Annotated in this window: 18 protein-coding genes and 1 pseudogene; 15 read left to right on the top strand and 4 right to left on the bottom strand. The window is 37.4% G+C overall.

Going from position 1 to position 17,739, the window contains the following annotated elements:
• Positions 1-23 precede the first annotated feature (23 nt).
• Together IEV41_RS14160 and IEV41_RS14155 are read left to right on the top strand one after the other, a co-directional pair.
• Positions 24-872, top strand: coding sequence for an ABC transporter permease subunit (locus IEV41_RS14160; RefSeq protein ID WP_188389290.1), 849 nt, complete (start codon positions 24-26; stop codon positions 870-872).
• Position 873: 1 nt separating this feature from the next.
• Positions 874-1,903, top strand: a pseudogene (locus tag IEV41_RS14155) (ABC transporter permease).
• Here IEV41_RS14155 and IEV41_RS14150 read toward each other — a convergent pair.
• Positions 1,851-2,669, bottom strand: coding sequence for an NAD kinase (locus IEV41_RS14150; protein WP_188389146.1), 819 nt, complete (start codon positions 2,667-2,669; stop codon positions 1,851-1,853). The pseudogene IEV41_RS14155 and the gene IEV41_RS14150 overlap by 53 nt on opposite strands.
• Before the next feature lie 181 nt (positions 2,670-2,850).
• Between IEV41_RS14150 and IEV41_RS14145 the strand changes: the two genes are divergently transcribed.
• Positions 2,851-3,492 (top strand): DUF2953 domain-containing protein, encoded by a 642-nt coding sequence (locus IEV41_RS14145; RefSeq protein WP_229722250.1) that lies wholly within the window; start codon positions 2,851-2,853, stop codon positions 3,490-3,492.
• Positions 3,492-3,896: a GerW family sporulation protein gene (ytfJ, locus tag IEV41_RS14140; protein WP_188389144.1), complete on the top strand. Its 405-nt coding sequence runs from the start codon at positions 3,492-3,494 to the stop codon at positions 3,894-3,896. Before IEV41_RS14145 ends, ytfJ begins: the two co-directional genes overlap by 1 nt.
• Positions 3,897-3,937: 41 nt before the next feature.
• Here the strand turns inward: ytfJ and IEV41_RS14135 are convergent, their stop codons facing one another.
• Entirely contained in the window at positions 3,938-4,651 is a 714-nt protein-coding gene (locus tag IEV41_RS14135) for a nucleotidyltransferase domain-containing protein (protein ID WP_188389143.1), read from the bottom strand.
• A gap of 160 nt (positions 4,652-4,811) precedes the next feature.
• Here IEV41_RS14135 and tpx point away from each other — a divergent pair, with 160 nt between their 5' ends.
• From tpx to IEV41_RS14100, 7 genes are all read left to right on the top strand, one after another.
• A complete protein-coding gene (gene tpx / locus IEV41_RS14130; RefSeq protein WP_188389289.1) occupies positions 4,812-5,312 on the top strand; it encodes a thiol peroxidase in 501 nt (166 codons plus the stop codon).
• A gap of 245 nt (positions 5,313-5,557) precedes the next feature.
• On the top strand, positions 5,558-6,553 hold the full coding sequence (locus IEV41_RS14125; RefSeq protein ID WP_188389288.1) for a class I SAM-dependent methyltransferase: 996 nt from the start codon (positions 5,558-5,560) through the stop codon (positions 6,551-6,553).
• A gap of 278 nt (positions 6,554-6,831) precedes the next feature.
• A complete protein-coding gene (locus IEV41_RS14120) occupies positions 6,832-8,022 on the top strand; it encodes an acetate kinase (RefSeq protein ID WP_188389142.1) in 1,191 nt (396 codons plus the stop codon).
• A gap of 289 nt (positions 8,023-8,311) precedes the next feature.
• Positions 8,312-8,848: a cell division protein SepF gene (locus IEV41_RS14115; protein ID WP_188389141.1), complete on the top strand. Its 537-nt coding sequence runs from the start codon at positions 8,312-8,314 to the stop codon at positions 8,846-8,848.
• A 145-nt stretch (positions 8,849-8,993) separates the two neighbouring features.
• The gene (locus IEV41_RS14110; RefSeq protein ID WP_229722249.1) at positions 8,994-9,845 is read left to right on the top strand and encodes a peptidylprolyl isomerase; all 852 of its coding nucleotides are present in this window, start codon (positions 8,994-8,996) and stop codon (positions 9,843-9,845) included.
• Between the two features lie 247 nt (positions 9,846-10,092).
• Positions 10,093-10,938: a metallophosphoesterase gene (locus IEV41_RS14105; RefSeq protein WP_188389140.1), complete on the top strand. Its 846-nt coding sequence runs from the start codon at positions 10,093-10,095 to the stop codon at positions 10,936-10,938.
• 114 nt (positions 10,939-11,052) lie between these two features.
• Positions 11,053-11,886 (top strand): EcsC family protein, encoded by an 834-nt coding sequence (locus tag IEV41_RS14100; protein WP_188389139.1) that lies wholly within the window; start codon positions 11,053-11,055, stop codon positions 11,884-11,886.
• 50 nt (positions 11,887-11,936) lie between these two features.
• Here IEV41_RS14100 and IEV41_RS14095 read toward each other — a convergent pair whose 3' ends face one another.
• On the bottom strand, positions 11,937-12,245 hold the full coding sequence (locus IEV41_RS14095) for a hypothetical protein (protein ID WP_229722248.1): 309 nt from the start codon (positions 12,243-12,245) through the stop codon (positions 11,937-11,939).
• Between the two features lie 173 nt (positions 12,246-12,418).
• Between IEV41_RS14095 and IEV41_RS14090 the strand changes: the two genes are divergently transcribed.
• Positions 12,419-13,621 carry an argininosuccinate synthase gene (locus tag IEV41_RS14090; RefSeq protein ID WP_188389137.1) on the top strand — a complete coding sequence of 401 codons (1,203 nt, stop codon included), beginning with the start codon at positions 12,419-12,421 and terminating at the stop codon, positions 13,619-13,621.
• Complete coding sequence (gene argH, locus IEV41_RS14085; protein ID WP_188389136.1) at positions 13,618-14,994, top strand: argininosuccinate lyase; 1,377 nt, start codon at positions 13,618-13,620, stop codon at positions 14,992-14,994. The genes IEV41_RS14090 and argH overlap by 4 nt, the downstream gene beginning before the upstream one ends.
• A 67-nt stretch (positions 14,995-15,061) precedes the next feature.
• On the opposite strand, the gene IEV41_RS14080 is transcribed toward argH, so the two are convergent.
• Positions 15,062-15,505 carry a universal stress protein gene (locus IEV41_RS14080; protein ID WP_239534553.1) on the bottom strand — a complete coding sequence of 148 codons (444 nt, stop codon included), beginning with the start codon at positions 15,503-15,505 and terminating at the stop codon, positions 15,062-15,064.
• A 209-nt stretch (positions 15,506-15,714) separates the two neighbouring features.
• On the opposite strand from IEV41_RS14080, the gene ald reads away from it, so the two are divergent.
• Positions 15,715-16,848, top strand: coding sequence for an alanine dehydrogenase (gene ald, locus IEV41_RS14075; RefSeq protein WP_188389135.1), 1,134 nt, complete (start codon positions 15,715-15,717; stop codon positions 16,846-16,848).
• A gap of 132 nt (positions 16,849-16,980) precedes the next feature.
• The gene (locus IEV41_RS14070; RefSeq protein WP_229722247.1) at positions 16,981-17,703 is read left to right on the top strand and encodes a lytic transglycosylase domain-containing protein; all 723 of its coding nucleotides are present in this window, start codon (positions 16,981-16,983) and stop codon (positions 17,701-17,703) included.
• Positions 17,704-17,739: the final 36 nt, after the last annotated feature.

Here is a 17,739-nt window from a genome sequence, read left to right as displayed (position 1 = left end):
AGAGGAAATGAGTGAAGAAAGTTATGCATCCGTTGCTTCATCTAGTAGTACATCTTGTGTTGGCGATAAGTGGAATTATTTGTTTAGGTGCATTACCGAGTCTGTTTGTAGGCCTAGAGGTAAACGTTGAGGCTTATATACAAACAATTAAGCAATTATGTGTACAATTGCTTAACCCTACTTCTATTACATATGGAGATTATGATCGATTGTTATTTCCGCAGCTTTTTGTACAATATGGTGAAACCCTTATTATATTTATATCTGCTTTCGTTATATCGTTAGTAGTAGCAACATTGCTTGTGTATGGATTGTTGCATATGAGTAACAAAGCTCAAGCGAGGGTGAAGGCGTTTTTGCTTATACTAGAATCGATTCCAGACGTTGCATTTATACTTGGTGTGCAACTCGTAGTTGTTTGGATTTTTCAGCAAACAGGAATCATCATTTTTCGTATTGTCGGAACGTGGGATGAAACTGTACGTGCATTGCCAATTATTTGTTTAAGCATCCCGACAATTATTATGTTTACAAAGATGTTGTTACTTCGATTTGAGGATGAACTAGTAAAAGACTATGTGTTACTTGCAAAAGCAAAAGGAATGCGAAAGTTATATATTCTGCATCATCATATTTATCGGAATGTTATGTTAAGTATCCTTTTCTTTTCAAAAACAATTATTTGGTTTATGCTTTCTAATTTATTTATCGTAGAGTACTTATTCAACTCCATGGGTATTTTTATGTTTATTTATGATCATCCAACTGCTGAAGTGTTTACAATTTCATTGCTACTTCTGTATATCCCTATTTTTTGTGTGTTTCATGTACTACGCTTTATAGCACCTCATGTAAGAAAGGAGGAGATATAAAGTGTGGGCATATTTAGTTCGAGATAAAAAGTTCCTTGTTAGTCTTAGTTTTTTAGTCATAATGATGCTGCTGAGTATTGGAAATACAATTTTTTATGACGGGCATATTCGCGAAGTACGTATGTTAATGCCTGAAGATGGGAAAGTAACGGCTGCGCCATTCCCTCCTTCGTCTGAATTTTTGTTAGGGACCGATTCAAGCGGGAAAGACTTACTTCAAGTTGTAATTGAAGGAGCGAAATGGACGATTGGTGCGGCATTCTTTATTGGGGTGTTACGCATTATATTTGGAATGATCTTCGGTATAGTGGTCGGCATATATGTTCGACGAGGATTTAAAAAAATCGAGGCGTTTTTTGATAGCTTTTCTGTACTTCCACTGACACTTATTGCTTATTTCTTATTAGTGAATGTATTGATGTTTTCTAGTGGAGAAGATGCTATTCCGTTTTATTATCGGCTTTTTTTCCAAGTTGGAGTTGTTACATGTTTAGCGGTACCGCCACTTGCTTTCTATATCGCAAATGAAGTAAGGAAGATAGGGACGGAAGAATTTGTTGTGGCAGCGAAAGTATTGGGAGCAGGAAGGTGGGAAGTTTTTAGAAGGCATGTGTTCCCACATTTATCTTCTACGCTTCCAATTGTTTTCATGCAACAGTTTGTACAAGTGCTTGTTTTATTTTTGCACTTAGGTATATTGAATTTATTTTTTGGAGGAACAATTGTAGCTAGTGGAGCAGGAGATATGTCTTTTTATTCTGTGACAAATGAGTGGTCGGGGTTAATTGGAGGTTATTTTCGTTCATTATCTTCACATCCATGGATTCCACTTACTCCGATTCTGTGCTTTACGCTGACGATTATGGCAAGCAATATGATATTGGCAAGTATACAAGGCGCACTGGAGAAAAGGAAGGTTATTCGCGCGCAGCAAAAAGGAAGTTGTTCATGAGAACAACTTCCTTTTTTATATACGTATTATAAGAAAGTACGTTTTACTTTCTCCCAATATGAGTTATTTTTTAATTTAATTGTTTTAATCGGTTTTTCACTTAATCTAATGCGAATATCTTTTGTGTGACGGATGGCAATTGCTTCATTGTCCATACCGATAATTGGATAATCATTCCCGTCTTGTTGGACTTTTAGTGTTAATATACGGTTGCCACTTAAAATAAAGGAAGAACCAAGTGTACGGTATGTGTTGTTATTTAAGGAAGCGACTTCTGATACTTGGAAACACGGAAGTTGTGGATCAACTACTGCACCATTTAATGATTTATTATAAGCAGTGCTTCCAGTTGGTGTTGAAATAACTAAGCCATCACCTCGGAATGTTTCAAAGTGAAGGTCATCAACGAATACATCGATGACAAATGTTTTAATAATACTTGAGCGAACAGAACATTCATTCAAGCAACGGAATGACGAATGATCATCTAACATTACTTCAATTGTTGGATATTTACGTACTTCGATTTCTCGATCTTCACTTGCATTTGTTGTTAATTCATGCAGGATTCCATCTGCGTTGTCTTCGATGTGAAAGTCACAATATAGCGATGTTTGCTTGTCAGTTGTAATACCTGCATATAAACAATCTTCCCTAAATCCTGTTTTTCTTATAGCTTGTAAAAAAGCGCCATCTCCACCTACACTTACAATAATGTTTGCATCCTCTGGATGTTCTACGATTGTGAAGTCGTATTTTTGGAAAACGTGATGCAGAGGTTCGATTAATTTCACTAGTTCTGGATCGTGTTTATAAAAGAAATAAATATTACGACGATTTGGCACGCCATTTCCCCCCTTAAATTGTGAAAATAACAACTCTCTACTATAATTCGATAAAAATAGTCAAAAATCCTTGAATTTTCTTAAAAAAAGACAAGCTCACGATTAAATTCCATCTCTTCAAAGAAATATTGTTTAGGTTAGTATGTATTGGATAATAATGGATGTGTGAGAGGTGAGTCGTGTGTATATAGCTTTATGGATTGTTGGAGTTATTCTTGTAGTATTGTTACTCTTATTAATCATGAAAATAACAATAGAGGTACACGCATTTTACACAGAAGAGGAGAAGCAAGTATATGTTTATGTGTACATGCTGTTTGGATTAATACGTATATCAATTGATGTGTTAGATGAGTTGACGAATAAGAATAAAGCAAAGAATACAGGAGAAGAAGAAAAGGATGATACAGAAGAAATAGACAAAAAGGCGATGCTTCATTCACTCATAAAAAGCATTGGCGAGATACATACTATCGTTAAGAAGTTTCTCAAGCGTGTGACGATTCGCGAATTAACATGGCATTCTTCTGTTGGAACAGGTGATGCTGCGTCTACAGGAATGATAGCCGGTATATGCTGGACGGGAAAAGGATGGATTTTAGGTTTGATGACTTCTTATTTTCGAGTAAAAGATAGAATAGATATGAATGTTATGCCTGTATTTCAAGGAAAGGGAGTTAGGACAGAAATGAAACTTCGTATGTCTCTTCGAGTGTGGTCTGTTCTTATTTGTGCACTTTCTTTTCTGCGGTATTGGCGAAAACAACAAGTACAATATCGCGCACTACAGGAAAAACATGTAGAGCAAGGAGGTATTTCATAATGGCAGAACATCCAATTCAAAGTTTGATGAATACAGCAATGACTAATTTAGAACACATGATTAAAGCGAATACAATTGTGGGGGATCCGATTGAATCGCCTGATGGTAGCGTCATTCTTCCTGTATCAAAAGTTGGATTTGGCTTTGCGGCGGGAGGAAGTCAGTTCGGTGATCAGGAAGGTGGAGCTATGCCGTTTGGCGGTGGAAGCGGTGGAGGAGTATCTATTAATCCTGTCGCTTTTCTTGTCGTCAGCTCACAAGGCATTAAAGTTCTTCATCTAGCAGAACAAGCTCACATTTTAGATAAAGTAATTGACTTAGCACCTCAAGCAGTTGATAAAGTACAACAAATGATGAACAAGAAGAAAGAAGCATCTTCAACTAGGCAAAATGTAACGATGTGAAAAACAAGAAGAATTCCTGATAAAAGGAATTCTTCTTGTTTTTATGCTTCTTTTCCAAGTGAGAAACCATTAAATAATGTACCACCATGCGGAGATAAAACAGTATGAACGAGTTGAATAACCTTTCCTTTCTCACCCGTTCGATAAAATAAATCGAAAGCCCTCACAAATTGTTCGGTAAATGCTTCATCGTATTGGCGTAGAGAACGAATGATCCACTTAGACTCGCCTATCCATTGCTTATTCGTACGTAACACAAATTCGCTGACGAGTTCTGTTAATGTATTAGCGATAAGTAATTCTTCTCCCCGATCTGATGCGCCGATAAAATCATCTAGTGCGTCGGTAATAAAATACCGTTTTGTTGTAATAATTTCTTCTGACCAGTTTTCTGGACCAGCTTGTAGAAGATGTCTTGCTTCTTGTTTTATCGTATTTATAACTCCTTCGTCCTTTAGGATAATTCCTTCTGAAACCATTCTTGGGAGAGACGGTCGTGCTCGTTTGCAGTCATCTTCAAAAAACACGTTGTATGATGTTAAATTATGTACGAATAGTTCAATCGGCCAGTCAAAGTCAATAAGGGACTCTCGATAAGCAGAAGCAAGGTTTTTGTCAAATACAACAATATCAAGATCCGATGTGTCTGTTGCTTCACCTCGGCTTACGCTTCCTGCTAATAGTGCACCTTGGCATGTTGGGAAATGTTTTTCAATAAATGCTTGTGCGGCGTCAATTGGAGATAATCTGTTCATTGCTTCATCCTCTTTTCTTTCTTTGTATCTCCTATGTTTCGTGATAGAGGAGGGCATTCCCTTCTTGAAAATGTGTATTTTCCTTGTCATTTTAGTTGCTTTATCACATAAAAATGACTATTATTTGAGATGTAATTACTTATTCGAAAGGGTGAAAATAATGGCGAATATTACGTTTAAAGGTAATGCAGTAACATTATTAGGTAACGAAGTAAAAGTAGGAGATAAAGCTCCAGACTTCAACGTATTAGCAAATGACTTAAGTGCAGTAACATTAAAAGATACAACAGGTAACGTACGAATCATTAGCGTTGTTCCTTCTATTGATACAGGTGTTTGCGATGCGCAAACTCGTCGCTTCAACGAAGAAGCAACAAAAATTGGTGGAGTGAAAGTTTTAACAATTAGCTGTGATTTACCATTCGCTCAAAAACGCTGGTGTGCATCAAATGGTTTAGAAGATGTTGTTACATTATCTGATCATCGCGAAGTGTCATTCGGTGAAAACTACGGTGTACATATTAAAGAACTTCGCTTGTTAGCACGTGCTGTATTTGTATTAGATGCAGAAGACAACGTAACACACGTAGAATACGTAAGTGAAGCAACAAATCACCCGAACTACGAAGTTGCTTTAGAAGCTGCTCGTCAAGCAAAATAAGTATTTTCCCTGAAAAGCTCCTTGTTTCGTACGAGGAGCTTTTTCTTTTGGTGAAAAGAATGGTAAGATAGAGTGAAACTTCAGTCCGTAGGAAATGCTTTTTCTTCCTACGGGCTGTTGCTCTTCTATTTAAACGGAATTATACAGTCCGTTAATGCAGGATAGAAGATACGAAAAATATACAATCATCATAGGTAACAATACCTATATATGAATAGAAATGATAATGGAGGACTTAACGTATGATGGAAAGAACAGATGTGGAAACGTTATTCTCAACAATTGATGAAGCGACACTTTTATTAAAAAAGCAGTTAGGATATTCGTATTTAGAAGCACTTGTAGAAAGTGGAGAGAACATGTTCCAAGGGGAAGTATTACAAGAAGGTGTCTTTGATTCTGTAAAGGAGCGATTAGAAGCAAGTGTGAAGGCATTTGCAGAGATAGAATACAAAACAGAAGATATTCGTCGTGCATTCCAGCTTTGTCTATTAAAAGGAATGAAAGAGGGAATTCAACCTCATCATGAAATGACACCAGATGCAGTGGCATTATTTGTTAGTTACTTATTTAATAAATTTACACAAGAGAAAAAAGAATTATCGTTATTAGATCCAGCTGTTGGAACGGGGAATTTAGTCACGGCTATTTTAAACAATGCAGAGGGAAAAGAAGTGACAGGTTACGGAGTAGATGCAGATGAGTTGTTACTTCGTCTAGCGTTTGTGAATGCGAATTTGCAAAAGCATGGTATTGAATTATTTAATGGAGATAGCCTTGGATCGCTATATATTGATCCAGTAGATGCAATTGTGTGTGATCTTCCAGTTGGACACTATCCAAATGAGGAACGTGCAGCAACGTATCGTTTAAAAGCAAATAATGGTATGTCATATACACACCATTTATTTATTGAGCAATGTGCACATCATATAAAAGAGGGTGGGTACATGTTCTTACTCATCCCTAACTTTATGTTTGAAGGAGAAGAAGCAAAGTCGTTGCATGAATTTATTAATGAGACATGTTATATCCAAGGCTTATTGCAGCTTCCTGTCTCTATGTTCAAAAATGATCGTCATGCAAAAAGTATTTTTGTTTTACAGAAAAAAGGAGCGGGTGCAAAAGCACCGAAACAAGTGTTACTTGCAGAGCTTCCTTCATTTACGAACATGGCAGCAATGGAGAAGATGATGGTGCAAATGAATAATTGGTTCGACACGGAATTTGCTAAACGATAAGTAGGTTAGTTATATAACAGATGTCATTTTGAACTGTTACAGTTTTGTGTCGGATAAAATTCCCTTTTTTGTTAACATGCTTTTTTATTTGTGTACAAAGAGTGAAAGTGAATCTGTATTACTAAAAAAAAATATGTGTAATAATGATTTTTGCTCATTTTATTCTTGAAATATCTTTCAGTCGGTGTTTAAATTAGAGATGGAAAGAAAACGGTTCGACTTATTTCGTCAGAATTAGTCATTTTTTGATCAGGAATGTAAAAGGAGCGATAGACGCTATGTCAAAAGTTATTGCAATTAATGCAGGAAGTTCTTCACTTAAATTTCAATTATTCGAAATGCCAAGCGAAAAAGTATTAACAAAAGGTCTTGTAGAGCGTATTGGCTTAAAAGATTCTGTATTCACAATCTCAGTAAATGATGAGAAAGTAACAGAAGTTACAGATATCCCAGATCACGCAGTGGCAGTTAAAATGTTACTTGATAAATTAACAGGTCTAGGTATTATTAGCTCATTAGAAGAAATTAATGGTATCGGACACCGTGTTGTACACGGCGGCGAGCAATTCGCTGACTCTGTTGTATTAACAGACGAAGTAATTGAGCAAATCGAAAGCTTAAATGAGTTAGCACCATTACACAACCCAGCTAACATCGTTGGTATTAAATCATTTAAAGAAATCTTACCAAACGTACCTGCAGTAGCAGTATTCGATACGGCATTCCACCAAACAATGCCTGAGAAATCATTCTTATACAGCTTACCTTATGAGTACTATGAGAAATTTGGCGTTCGTAAGTATGGTTTCCACGGTACTTCTCACAAGTACGTATCACAACGTGCGGCAGACTTATTAGGTCGTCCAGTTGAGCAATTACGCATCATCTCTTGTCACTTAGGTAACGGTGCAAGTATCGCTGCAATCGAAGGTGGAAAATCTGTTGATACATCGATGGGCTTCACACCACTTGCAGGTGTAACAATGGGTACACGTTCTGGTAACATTGACCCAGCGTTAATTCCATATATCATGGAGAAAACTGGTCAAACAGTTGAAGAAGTTGCAGACGTATTAAACAAGAAGAGTGGTATGTTAGGTCTTACTGGTCTTTCAAGTGACTTACGTGACGTAGAAGGCGCAGCTGAAGAAGGCGACAAGCGTGCACAAGTTGCATTAGATATCTTCGTTAACCGTATTCACAAGTACATCGGTTCTTACGCTGCTCGTATGAAAGGCGTAGATGCAATCGTATTTACAGCTGGTATCGGTGAGAACGCAATCGAATTACGTGAGCGCATCTTAGAAGGATTAGAGTTCATGGGCGTATACTTCGATGCGAAGCAAAACAACGTTCGTGGTAAAGAAGCATTCATCAGCTTCCCGCATTCTCCTGTTAAAGTAATGGTTATTCCAACAGATGAAGAAGTAATGATCGCACGTGACGTAGTACGTCTAGCATCAGTTTAATATTTCTTTATTTGCCAAATAGCAGATAACTTGAGCTCCTTTCATGTTTTGATACATGAAAGGAGCTTTTTGATTTTGTTACGATAATGAAAAAAATTCATTCATGACATAATCGTGAGTAGATGGAAAAGAAGTAATAAGTTAATTAGAGAAAGACATCAGTATTAATGATTTTGCCGTAATAAAGAGGATTTTAGATGTTTTTAGAATCAAAGTCTTTTTCGTGAAAAATTTTACTTGTTTTTTTGCTCAGTAGAACGGAAAATGTAGATAACGAGGAGGTTTTAAGATGAGTATTATATCGAAATTGTTTGACTTACCGGAGAAAGCAACGAATAGACGAAATGGTGAACAAGAACAGGAATCGCAACTTGTTTTATTCGAGTTAAAAGTATACGAAGATGCGAGTACAGTAGCAAATTATTTATTACAAAATAAATCTGTTATTATGAGCATGAAGACAGATAACATAGATGTTGTACAACAAGCAGTTAGCTTCTTAGATGGAGTTCTTCACGTTATTGGTGGGGATATGAAGGAAGTTGGCGAGGGGATTTTCTTATGTGTACCTAATAATGTAAGTGTAAGTGGAAGCATTTCAGAAGCACTTCTGCAACGTGATGAAGTGGAAGATGAAGAAATGGTAGAAGAAGCACCTATAGAAGAAGTACCTACATATGAAGAAGTATTTCAAGAAGAAGCATTCAAAGAAATTGAGAGTGAAGAAGTATCTTCTTACAAAGAGACGTATACAGAAGAGTCAAAGCTTTACCGAGATGAGGATATTGAAGAAGAAAAGCGTCGACTAGGATTGACAAGAAGGTAATAAATGGATAAAGTGTATGTTCATGATAGATGAATGTACGCTTTTTTCTATGTACGGACGTATTTCACGTGAACTTCACACCTTAGACACATCCCCTATGTACAATAAAGCACTAGATAGAAAAAGAAAAAAAGAGGTGCTTTCATTGAAGAAAAAATATATAAGTATAGCAGTTGGAGCTGTCGCGATTGCCGGGCTACTCGGATTTGGCTTCAAAGATCATTTCATTCCAATTGCATCGTCTAGTGCAGGCGATATTTCAAAAGCTGAGCTTGAAAAAGCGTTAAAAGAACAGTCCGGACAAGCAATGTTATATCATATGATGGTGGAGAAAATTATTAACGAGAAATATCCAATTGCAGATGCAGACGTAACAGAAGCTCTTGATGAATTGAAAGAACAGGCTGGAGAGAGTTTTGATCAATTCTTACAATCACAAGGTATTCCGAGTGAGAGTGAGTTAAAGGACCGTATTCGTTTAAATATGGCAATTGAAAAGGCAATTAAAGATACGGTGACAGAAGAGGATGTGGAAGCGAACCATAAGCCGGAAATTAGAGCGAGCCACATTTTAGTAGAGACAGAAGAGAAAGCAAAAGAAGTGAAAGACAAACTAAATAGCGGTACCAAATTCGAAGACGTAGCGAAGGAATATTCAACTGATCCTGGTTCGAAAGAGAAGGGCGGAGATTTAGATTTCTTCGGACCTGGCAAAATGGTAAAAGAATTTGAAGATGCTGCGTATGCATTAGAAGTAGGGCAAGTGAGTGAGCCGGTGAAATCATCACACGGTTACCACATTATTAAGGTAACAGATAAGAAAGAATTAAAGCCATTCGATGAAGTAAAAGACTCACTTCGTGAAACAATTGAAATGAAACGATTAAGTGACCCAGAATGGCAAAACAAAGTAATCAAAGAAGCATTGGCAGATGCAGATATTAAAGTAAAAGATTCTGACTTGAAAGATACATTTAAGGCTATTTTAGAAAAATAATATAGCTATCTACAAACAAAAGATACTGCTCCTAATTATTAGACGACAACTACTAATTAGGGGCAGTTTTTGTATGGTTATGTATTGGAGTAATGAAGTACATAGGCCTGAATATACAAAATTATATAAGAGGGGTTAAAATGAGTTTAACTAGAGGAATGAAGCAGCAGTATTCATTCAAGGAGAAAAAATAAGTAGTAGAGGGATAAATAGGTAATACATCTATTACAATGCACTGGGGGATAGGATGATTGTAAAGACGAGAAGAAAAAAGATAGTGTTTATTATTGTTATGTTGATTGGTTTTTTTACATGGCAAAATGATGCAATAACTGTAAATGAACGAGTAATCAAAAATGAGAAAGTTCCAGAAGCGTTTGACGGGTACAAAATAGTACAAATATCGGACTTACATAATAAAGAGTTTGGGGATAAGCAAAGTAAACTGCTAGCAAAAATAAAGAGGATACAACCGGATATCATTGTTGTTACAGGCGATTTAATCGATTCTAAAACTACTAACATCGATGTTGCTCTTGATTTAATGAAAGGAGCAAGCGAAATGGCTCCTACCTACTATGTTTCTGGAAATCATGAGGCTTGGTCTGGTGTATATGATAGCTTAAAACACAAATTAGAGGAAACAGATGTTATAGTACTGGAGGATTCAAAAGTGGAAGTTTCTAAAGAAAACAGTTCGATTGAACTGATTGGCTTATCAGATATTGCATTTGCTAATTTGAATTCTTCGACCTCGAGTGGTGTTGAATATACGAAAGATATAGTAAGTAAGCTAATAGATACAACGAATACATTTCGGATTTTGCTTTCTCATCGACCTGAATTGTTTCATGTCTATTCAGCTAGTGAAGTTGATTTGGTTTTTTCTGGACATGCTCATGGTGGGCAGTTTCGATTGCCGTTTATTGGAGGGGTAGTTGCTCCAGATCAAGGGATTTTTCCTGAGTTTACAGAAGGGATTCACATGAAAAATAATACAGCTATGATTGTTAGTAGAGGCTTAGGGAATAGTATTATCCCTATAAGAATCTTTAATCGACCAGAACTTGTAGTTGTTACTTTAGCAAAGTAACAACAATTTAAAGTGTAATCTCTTTTTCGGTAATTTGTTAGACTTTCTTTTTGTTATTTAACTAGATATAGTACAATGAAACTAAAGAAAATTTAGTACATAGGAGGAATCTCCATGGAATTAACAACACGTGAACAAAAGATTTGGAATGATATTCTTGAATGGCAGAACACGTTAGCAAATAAAGATGCGAATGTTGTACAACGACAGTTAGATAAATGGGTGGAAGAAGTATTTAAGACAATACCAACGAAGAAACAACACTCATTTTTCCGTCACCTTGATGGATGGTTATTTCATCTACATGCATTTATTCAACAATCACAAGTACAAATAGATGCGAAAAATCGCATTTTACTTTACGCTCGTACATTTGATGAAACAGTAGAAGAGATTGAAGATATGAGTGGCTTATCCATTGATGTTCGTGCATATATGGTAGATCAAATGTTAGCGAAACATCGTCTTTACTCGTTCGTACAAGGTGGTGTGGCAGGGACAGGTGGTATTCTGTTCTTAGGAATGGATATTCCAACGATGGCAACCATTAATTTACGGGCGGTACAATTAGTAGCGATGACGTATGGGTATGATGTGAACAAGCCATATGAAATGATGATGGCTTTAAGGGTATTCCATGCGGCGTTATTGCCAGGACATTTGCAACAATATGCATGGGACCAATTAGTACAAGATGTGCAGCCAGGTGAGCGCCCATTCTTTTATGAAGGAAACGAAGAATTAACGAATGAGAAGTGGCTTGAGCAACCGATGAAGCAATTGTTGAAAATGTTAGCAATTTATGCACTTCGTCGCAAAGTATGGCAAGGTATTCCGCTTCTTGGGATTGCGATTGGTTCGACAGCGAACTATAAGCTAACGCGTCACGTCACAGATTTTGCGAATCGTTTTTATCAATTCCGCGCATTAGCCGATAAAATGAATTAAAAAAGGCCCTCTTTTGATATTTATATCAAAAGAGGGCCTTTTTTGTAGAACTAAAGATGACGTTTGTCTGATATATCCTGATTTGTTCGATACCAAAGCCATAAATCATTAATCATAGAAGCTAAATCGGAAATTTCGCTGTTAAGTGTGCAAGATGCATGGAAATCTGTTTCATTGGAGAGTTTTGCTTGTTTTTCGTTGATGATATCCTCCAGTGCAAAAATACGATCAGGGATTTTTCCTCGAATACTCTCCCACATAAGTAAAATATACTGTTGTTCTTCATCACTATATTCGTCCCAATCCTTTGCTAGATGGGGAATTTCTATTTGCAATCGTTCGTCTAATTTGAAATACATGCTATTCCTCCTTTCTCTCATTGTAAAGCATCTTCACTAAAAGTTCGATTTTGTAGATTGATAAGGAGAAAAAATAGTTGATAAGTTAGCGGGTATTTGTTAAAGTGTTAAATAAATTATGAATATTTATTTAAATTTAATGATAAATATTCAATTAGAAAGAGGGGATTTATGTGAAAGGGAAAGTTATATTAGCGTATTCAGGTGGGTTAGATACATCAGTAGCAATTAAGTGGTTACAAGAAGAGGGATATGATGTTATTGCTTGTTGTTTAGATGTAGGAGAAGGAAAAGATTTAGCTTTTATACAAGAAAAAGCACTTCAAATAGGTGCTGTAAAGTCAGTTGTGTTGGATGTGAAAGAAGAATTCTTGCATGAATATGCAATGATGGCAATGCAAGCCCATGCGTTATATGAAGAGAAATATCCACTTGTTTCAGCGTTATCACGTCCGCTTATTTCGAAGAAACTAGTAGAAGTAGCAGAATTAGAAGGTGCAATGGCCGTCGCGCATGGATGTACAGGGAAAGGGAATGATCAAGTTCGATTTGAAGTATCAATCCATGCGCTTGCTCCTCATTTGAAAGTCCTTGCGCCAGTCAGGGAATGGAAGTGGTCACGTGAAGAGGAAATAAACTATGCGAAAGAGCATAATATTCCAATTCCTATCAATCTTGATAATCCGTTTTCGATTGACCAAAATGCATGGGGAAGAAGCTGTGAATGCGGTATGTTAGAAAATCCTTGGGTGGCGCCACCCGAAGAAGCGTATGAACTGACGGTAAGTGTAGAGAAAGCACCAGATACGGCAGATACGATTGAAATACAGTTTGAGTCTGGTATTCCAGTTGCACTAGATGGCGTTATCTATCCACTACCTACACTTGTGAAAAAGTTAAATGAATTAGCAGGAAAGCACGGTGTTGGACGTATTGATCACGTGGAAAACCGTCTTGTGGGGATTAAATCTCGTGAAGTGTACGAATGTCCCGGTGCAATGACATTGCTTAAAGCACATAAAGAATTAGAAGATTTGACGCTTGTAAAGGAAGTTGCACATTTCAAGCCGGTTATTGGTAAGAAGTTGGCGGAAGTGATTTATAATGGCCTTTGGTTTTCGCCGCTAAAAGATGCATTATATGCGTTTCTACATGAAACACAAAAAAACGTAACAGGTGTCGTGCGTGTGAAATTATTTAAAGGACATGCGATTGTCGAAGGAAGACAATCACCGTATTCCTTGTATAATCAAGAACTTGCGACGTACTCAGCAGAAGATACATTTGACCAAGAGGCAGCAGTTGGCTTTATCTCATTATGGGGATTACCAACGAAAGTACATGCTGAAGTACATCAGAAGAAGGTGGAAGTGTGAAGAAAGCATGGGGAGGAAGATTTGAGAAGACGACAGAAGCGTGGATAGAAGAATTCGGTGCGTCAATTTTGTTCGACCAAACGTTAGTAGAAGAAGATATTCAAGGAAGCATTGCTCATGTAACGATGCTTGGTGCATGTGGGATTTTGCCGATGGAAGATGTGAAAACAATAAAAGGTGGACTAGAAAAACTATCGTTGAAAGCAAAAGAGGGAGCTTTGTCTTTCAAAATAGAGCAAGAAGATATTCACCTGAATATCGAAAAAATGCTAATCGATGACATTGGGGAGGTCGGAGGTAAGCTACATACAGGAAGAAGTCGTAATGATCAAGTAGCGACAGATATGCATGTATATATGCGAAAAGAGGTGATTGAAGTCATTCATTTACTTCGAGTATGCCAACAAGCACTTCTTCACCAAGCGGAAGAGCATGTGGAAACAATTCTGCCTGGTTATACACATTTACAACGTGCACAGCCTATCTCATTTGCGCATCACTTATTGGCGTATTTTTGGATGTTCGACCGTGATATAAGGCGCTTGCAGGATTCATTAAAGAGGATTAATGTTTCTCCACTTGGATGCGGTGCATTGGCAGGGACAACATTTCCAATTGACCGTCACTATACTGCAGAATTACTAGGGTTTGATGGAATATATGCAAATAGTCTGGACGGAGTAAGTGATCGTGACTTTATTATTGAATTTTTAAGTAATGCTTCAATGATGATGATGCATTTATCGCGCTTTTGTGAGGAACTTATTCTTTGGTCGAGCCAAGAATTTCAGTTTGTTGAGATTGATGATGCATATGCGACTGGAAGCAGTATGATGCCGCAGAAAAAAAATCCGGATATGGCGGAATTAATTCGTGGAAAAACAGGACGTGTATATGGAAACTTAATGAGCTTATTGACGGTGATGAAAGGATTACCTCTCGCTTATAACAAGGATTTACAAGAAGATAAAGAGGGCATGTTCGATACCGTCACGACGTTAAAAGGTTGTCTTACCATTATGACAGGTATGATTGAGACATTACAGATAAACAAAGAGAAGATGTATAAAGCGACAACGCAAGACTTCTCAAATGCGACAGAGCTTGCTGATTATTTAGCAGAGAAGGGCATTCCGTTTCGAGAAGCTCATGAAATTGTCGGCAAGCTTGTTCTTCTATGCTTGCAGCAAGGAGTATATTTACAAGATTTGCCGATGAGTGTATATAAGGAGACATCTGTTTATTTTGAAGAAGATATTTATAAAATACTAGATGTGATGACAGTAGTTTCACGCCGAAATAGTACAGGTGGTACTGGGTTTGCTCAAGTGCAAGAGGCGTTGCGACAAGCAAAGAAACAAATAGACGAATAGCAAAGCGTACCTCTAGATAGAGGTACGCTTTGCTAGCTATACATTATACATATTAGATGAATGAAAGTTAAGCATTAGCATTACGTACAATTAATACATCACATGTTGCATGGCGAGTGATATGTTCAGACACGCTACCAACGAAGAATCGCTCTATTGTGCTTAATCCTGTTGCACCGCACATAATAAGGTCAATTTCATATAGCGGAGTTAGCTTTCGTGGAATTGCTATTCTTGGGTCACCGTGTTCTAGAATTGTTAAGACTTTCAGCACTCCCGCATCGTATGACAGCTGACGGTATTCTTGTAGCAAGTCTTCTGCATATTTGATCATGCGATCTGTAATAACGGTTTTGCATGCTTCCATTTCCGCATGTGTTTTTGTTTCGAGAACGTGTACGATATGTAATGTAGCGTTATTTCGCTTTGTAATAGAAATCGCTTTTTTTAAAGCTAATTCAGATTGCTTTGAGCCATCTACTGCGACGAGTATGTTTTGATACGTTAACATTATTGTTCTCTCCTTCCCTTACCTTTATTGTAATGGCTATGGAGTAGGAAGTAGTCATGTATATATGAACAATATTGGAATTTTTCGTAAATACCTATCATGAATGATAACGCTTTCTTAAGTGTGTGGAAGTATGATAGAATAAAAGTAGATTTCAGAGCAGATTACTCTGTTTTGCATCTATTTCGATCTATTAGGGGGACTTTTATATGCGTATTGGGGTAGTAAGAGAAATCAAAAATAATGAGAATCGTGTTGCGATGACGCCTGCTGGTGTTATTCATTTAGTAAAATCGGGACATGAAGTATATATAGAGAAAGATGCTGGACTTGGTTCAGGATTTACGAATGAAGCATATATGGAGGCAGGGGCTCATATTCTCCCTACTGCAGAGGAAGTATGGGGACTTGATATGGTAATGAAAGTGAAAGAGCCACTTCCAGAAGAATATGTATACTTCCGTGAAGGGCTTATCTTATTTACGTATTTACATCTTGCACCAGAGCCTGAATTAACGAAGGCACTAGTAGAAAAGAAAGTAGTAGCAATTGCATATGAAACGGTACAATTAGGAAACGGTTCATTGCCGCTATTAACGCCGATGAGTGAAGTTGCCGGACGAATGTCAGCTCAACTTGGAGCTCAGTTCTTAGAGAAGCCAAAAGGCGGAAAAGGTATTTTACTTGGTGGTGTACCAGGAGTAAGACGTGGAAAAGTAACCATTATCGGTGGTGGTGTTGCAGGGACGAACGCAGCGAAAATTGCGATTGGATTAGGGGCAGATGTAACAATTATCGATTTAAACCCAGATCGCCTTCGTCAGTTAGATGATATTTTCGGCAATGATGTAACAACGTTAATGTCAAATCCATATAATATTGCTCAAGCTGTGAAAGAATCTGATTTAGTTATTGGTGCTGTATTAATTCCAGGTGCGAAAGCTCCGAAGCTAGTAACTGAAGAAATGGTAAAATCGATGGAGCCAGGCTCTGTTATTGTTGATATCGCGATTGACCAAGGCGGTATCTTTGAGACGACAGACCGTATCACGACACATGATTTCCCGACATATGAGAAGCACGGTGTTGTTCACTACGCAGTAGCAAATATGCCAGGAGCAGTTCCGCGTACATCGACAATTGCGCTAACAAATGTAACGGTTCCATATGCTGTGCAAATTGCGAACAAAGGGTACCAACGAGCTTGCCTTGAGAATCTAGCTTTATTAAAAGGCATCAATACATTAAATGGATATATCACATATAAAGCCGTAGCAGATGTTCATGGACTTCCATATGCAGAAGCGTCTATGTTACTAGAGGGCATATCTATTTCCTCTTAATTTGATAAGAAAAGGCACTTGAAAAAGTGCCTTTTTTCTCATTTTCATTCCTTTGCTGATTAAGTACAATAAAAGAAAGAGAAATTACATCGTGGAATAATTTCTGCAATACAGCAAAGGGGGACACAACAAGTGGACGTTAAATCATTGCAAACGCTGATGCAATTACAAGCACTTCAAAATCTTAGTTCGTCAAGGCGTACATCGACAGATAGTTTAGTAGGAAATAGTGATGCTTTTATGAATATGTTAGCTGTCGAAGTAATGTCATTGCTGACGGAACAACAACAGATACAATCGGCAGCACAGTCATTATCGTTGCCTAAGGATACATCGTTTGCGGCACATACATTAAATCAAAAAACAAATACGAATATACAACAGGCCGTAACACCTACTATTCCTACTGTTGGTAAAGGGGAATACGGGTATCAATCGAATCGTGTGCATATGCCAGCTCTAGGAAATAAAGAGAAGTATACGCGATATGACCACATTATTGAAGAGATGGGTCAAAAGTATAACGTCGATCCCAAGTTAATTAAATCGATGATTAAGCATGAATCTGACTTTAATTCTAAGACAGTTAGCCATGCGGGAGCGGCAGGATTGATGCAATTAATGCCAGTGAATGCGAAAGAATTCGGCGTGACAGATCGTTTTGATCCAAGACAAAATATTGAGGCTGGTACAAGAGAGATTCGCAAGTACTTAAATAAATATGATGGTGATTTGAAGTTGTCGCTAGCAGCTTATAATGCGGGGATGGGGAATGTAAGGAAGTATGGTGGTGTTCCACCATTTAAAGAAACACAAAATTATATTAAGAAGGTAACAAATACATATTATTCTTAATGCAAGAAAATCCCACTTATTCCTTTGTGAATAAGC

It is taken from the genome of Priestia taiwanensis (assembly GCF_014638355.1).
Taxonomy (GTDB): Bacteria; Bacillota; Bacilli; order Bacillales; family Bacillaceae_G; genus Priestia_D; species Priestia_D taiwanensis.
This window is presented reverse-complemented; position numbering and strand designations above follow the sequence as displayed.

Coding starts and splice junctions, on each gene's coding strand:
- IEV41_RS14160 (WP_188389290.1), top strand. CDS start 24: ATGCATCCGTTGCTTCATCTAGTAGTACATCTTGTGTTGGCGATAAGT.
- ytfJ (WP_188389144.1), top strand. CDS start 3,492: ATGGCAGAACATCCAATTCAAAGTTTGATGAATACAGCAATGACTAAT.
- IEV41_RS14135 (WP_188389143.1), bottom strand. CDS start 4,651: ATGAACAGATTATCTCCAATTGACGCCGCACAAGCATTTATTGAAAAA.
- tpx (WP_188389289.1), top strand. CDS start 4,812: ATGGCGAATATTACGTTTAAAGGTAATGCAGTAACATTATTAGGTAAC.
- IEV41_RS14125 (WP_188389288.1), top strand. CDS start 5,558: ATGGAAAGAACAGATGTGGAAACGTTATTCTCAACAATTGATGAAGCG.
- IEV41_RS14120 (WP_188389142.1), top strand. CDS start 6,832: ATGTCAAAAGTTATTGCAATTAATGCAGGAAGTTCTTCACTTAAATTT.
- IEV41_RS14115 (WP_188389141.1), top strand. CDS start 8,312: ATGAGTATTATATCGAAATTGTTTGACTTACCGGAGAAAGCAACGAAT.
- IEV41_RS14105 (WP_188389140.1), top strand. CDS start 10,093: ATGATTGTAAAGACGAGAAGAAAAAAGATAGTGTTTATTATTGTTATG.
- IEV41_RS14100 (WP_188389139.1), top strand. CDS start 11,053: ATGGAATTAACAACACGTGAACAAAAGATTTGGAATGATATTCTTGAA.
- IEV41_RS14095 (WP_229722248.1), bottom strand. CDS start 12,245: ATGTATTTCAAATTAGACGAACGATTGCAAATAGAAATTCCCCATCTA.
- IEV41_RS14080 (WP_239534553.1), bottom strand. CDS start 15,505: ATGTTAACGTATCAAAACATACTCGTCGCAGTAGATGGCTCAAAGCAA.
- ald (WP_188389135.1), top strand. CDS start 15,715: ATGCGTATTGGGGTAGTAAGAGAAATCAAAAATAATGAGAATCGTGTT.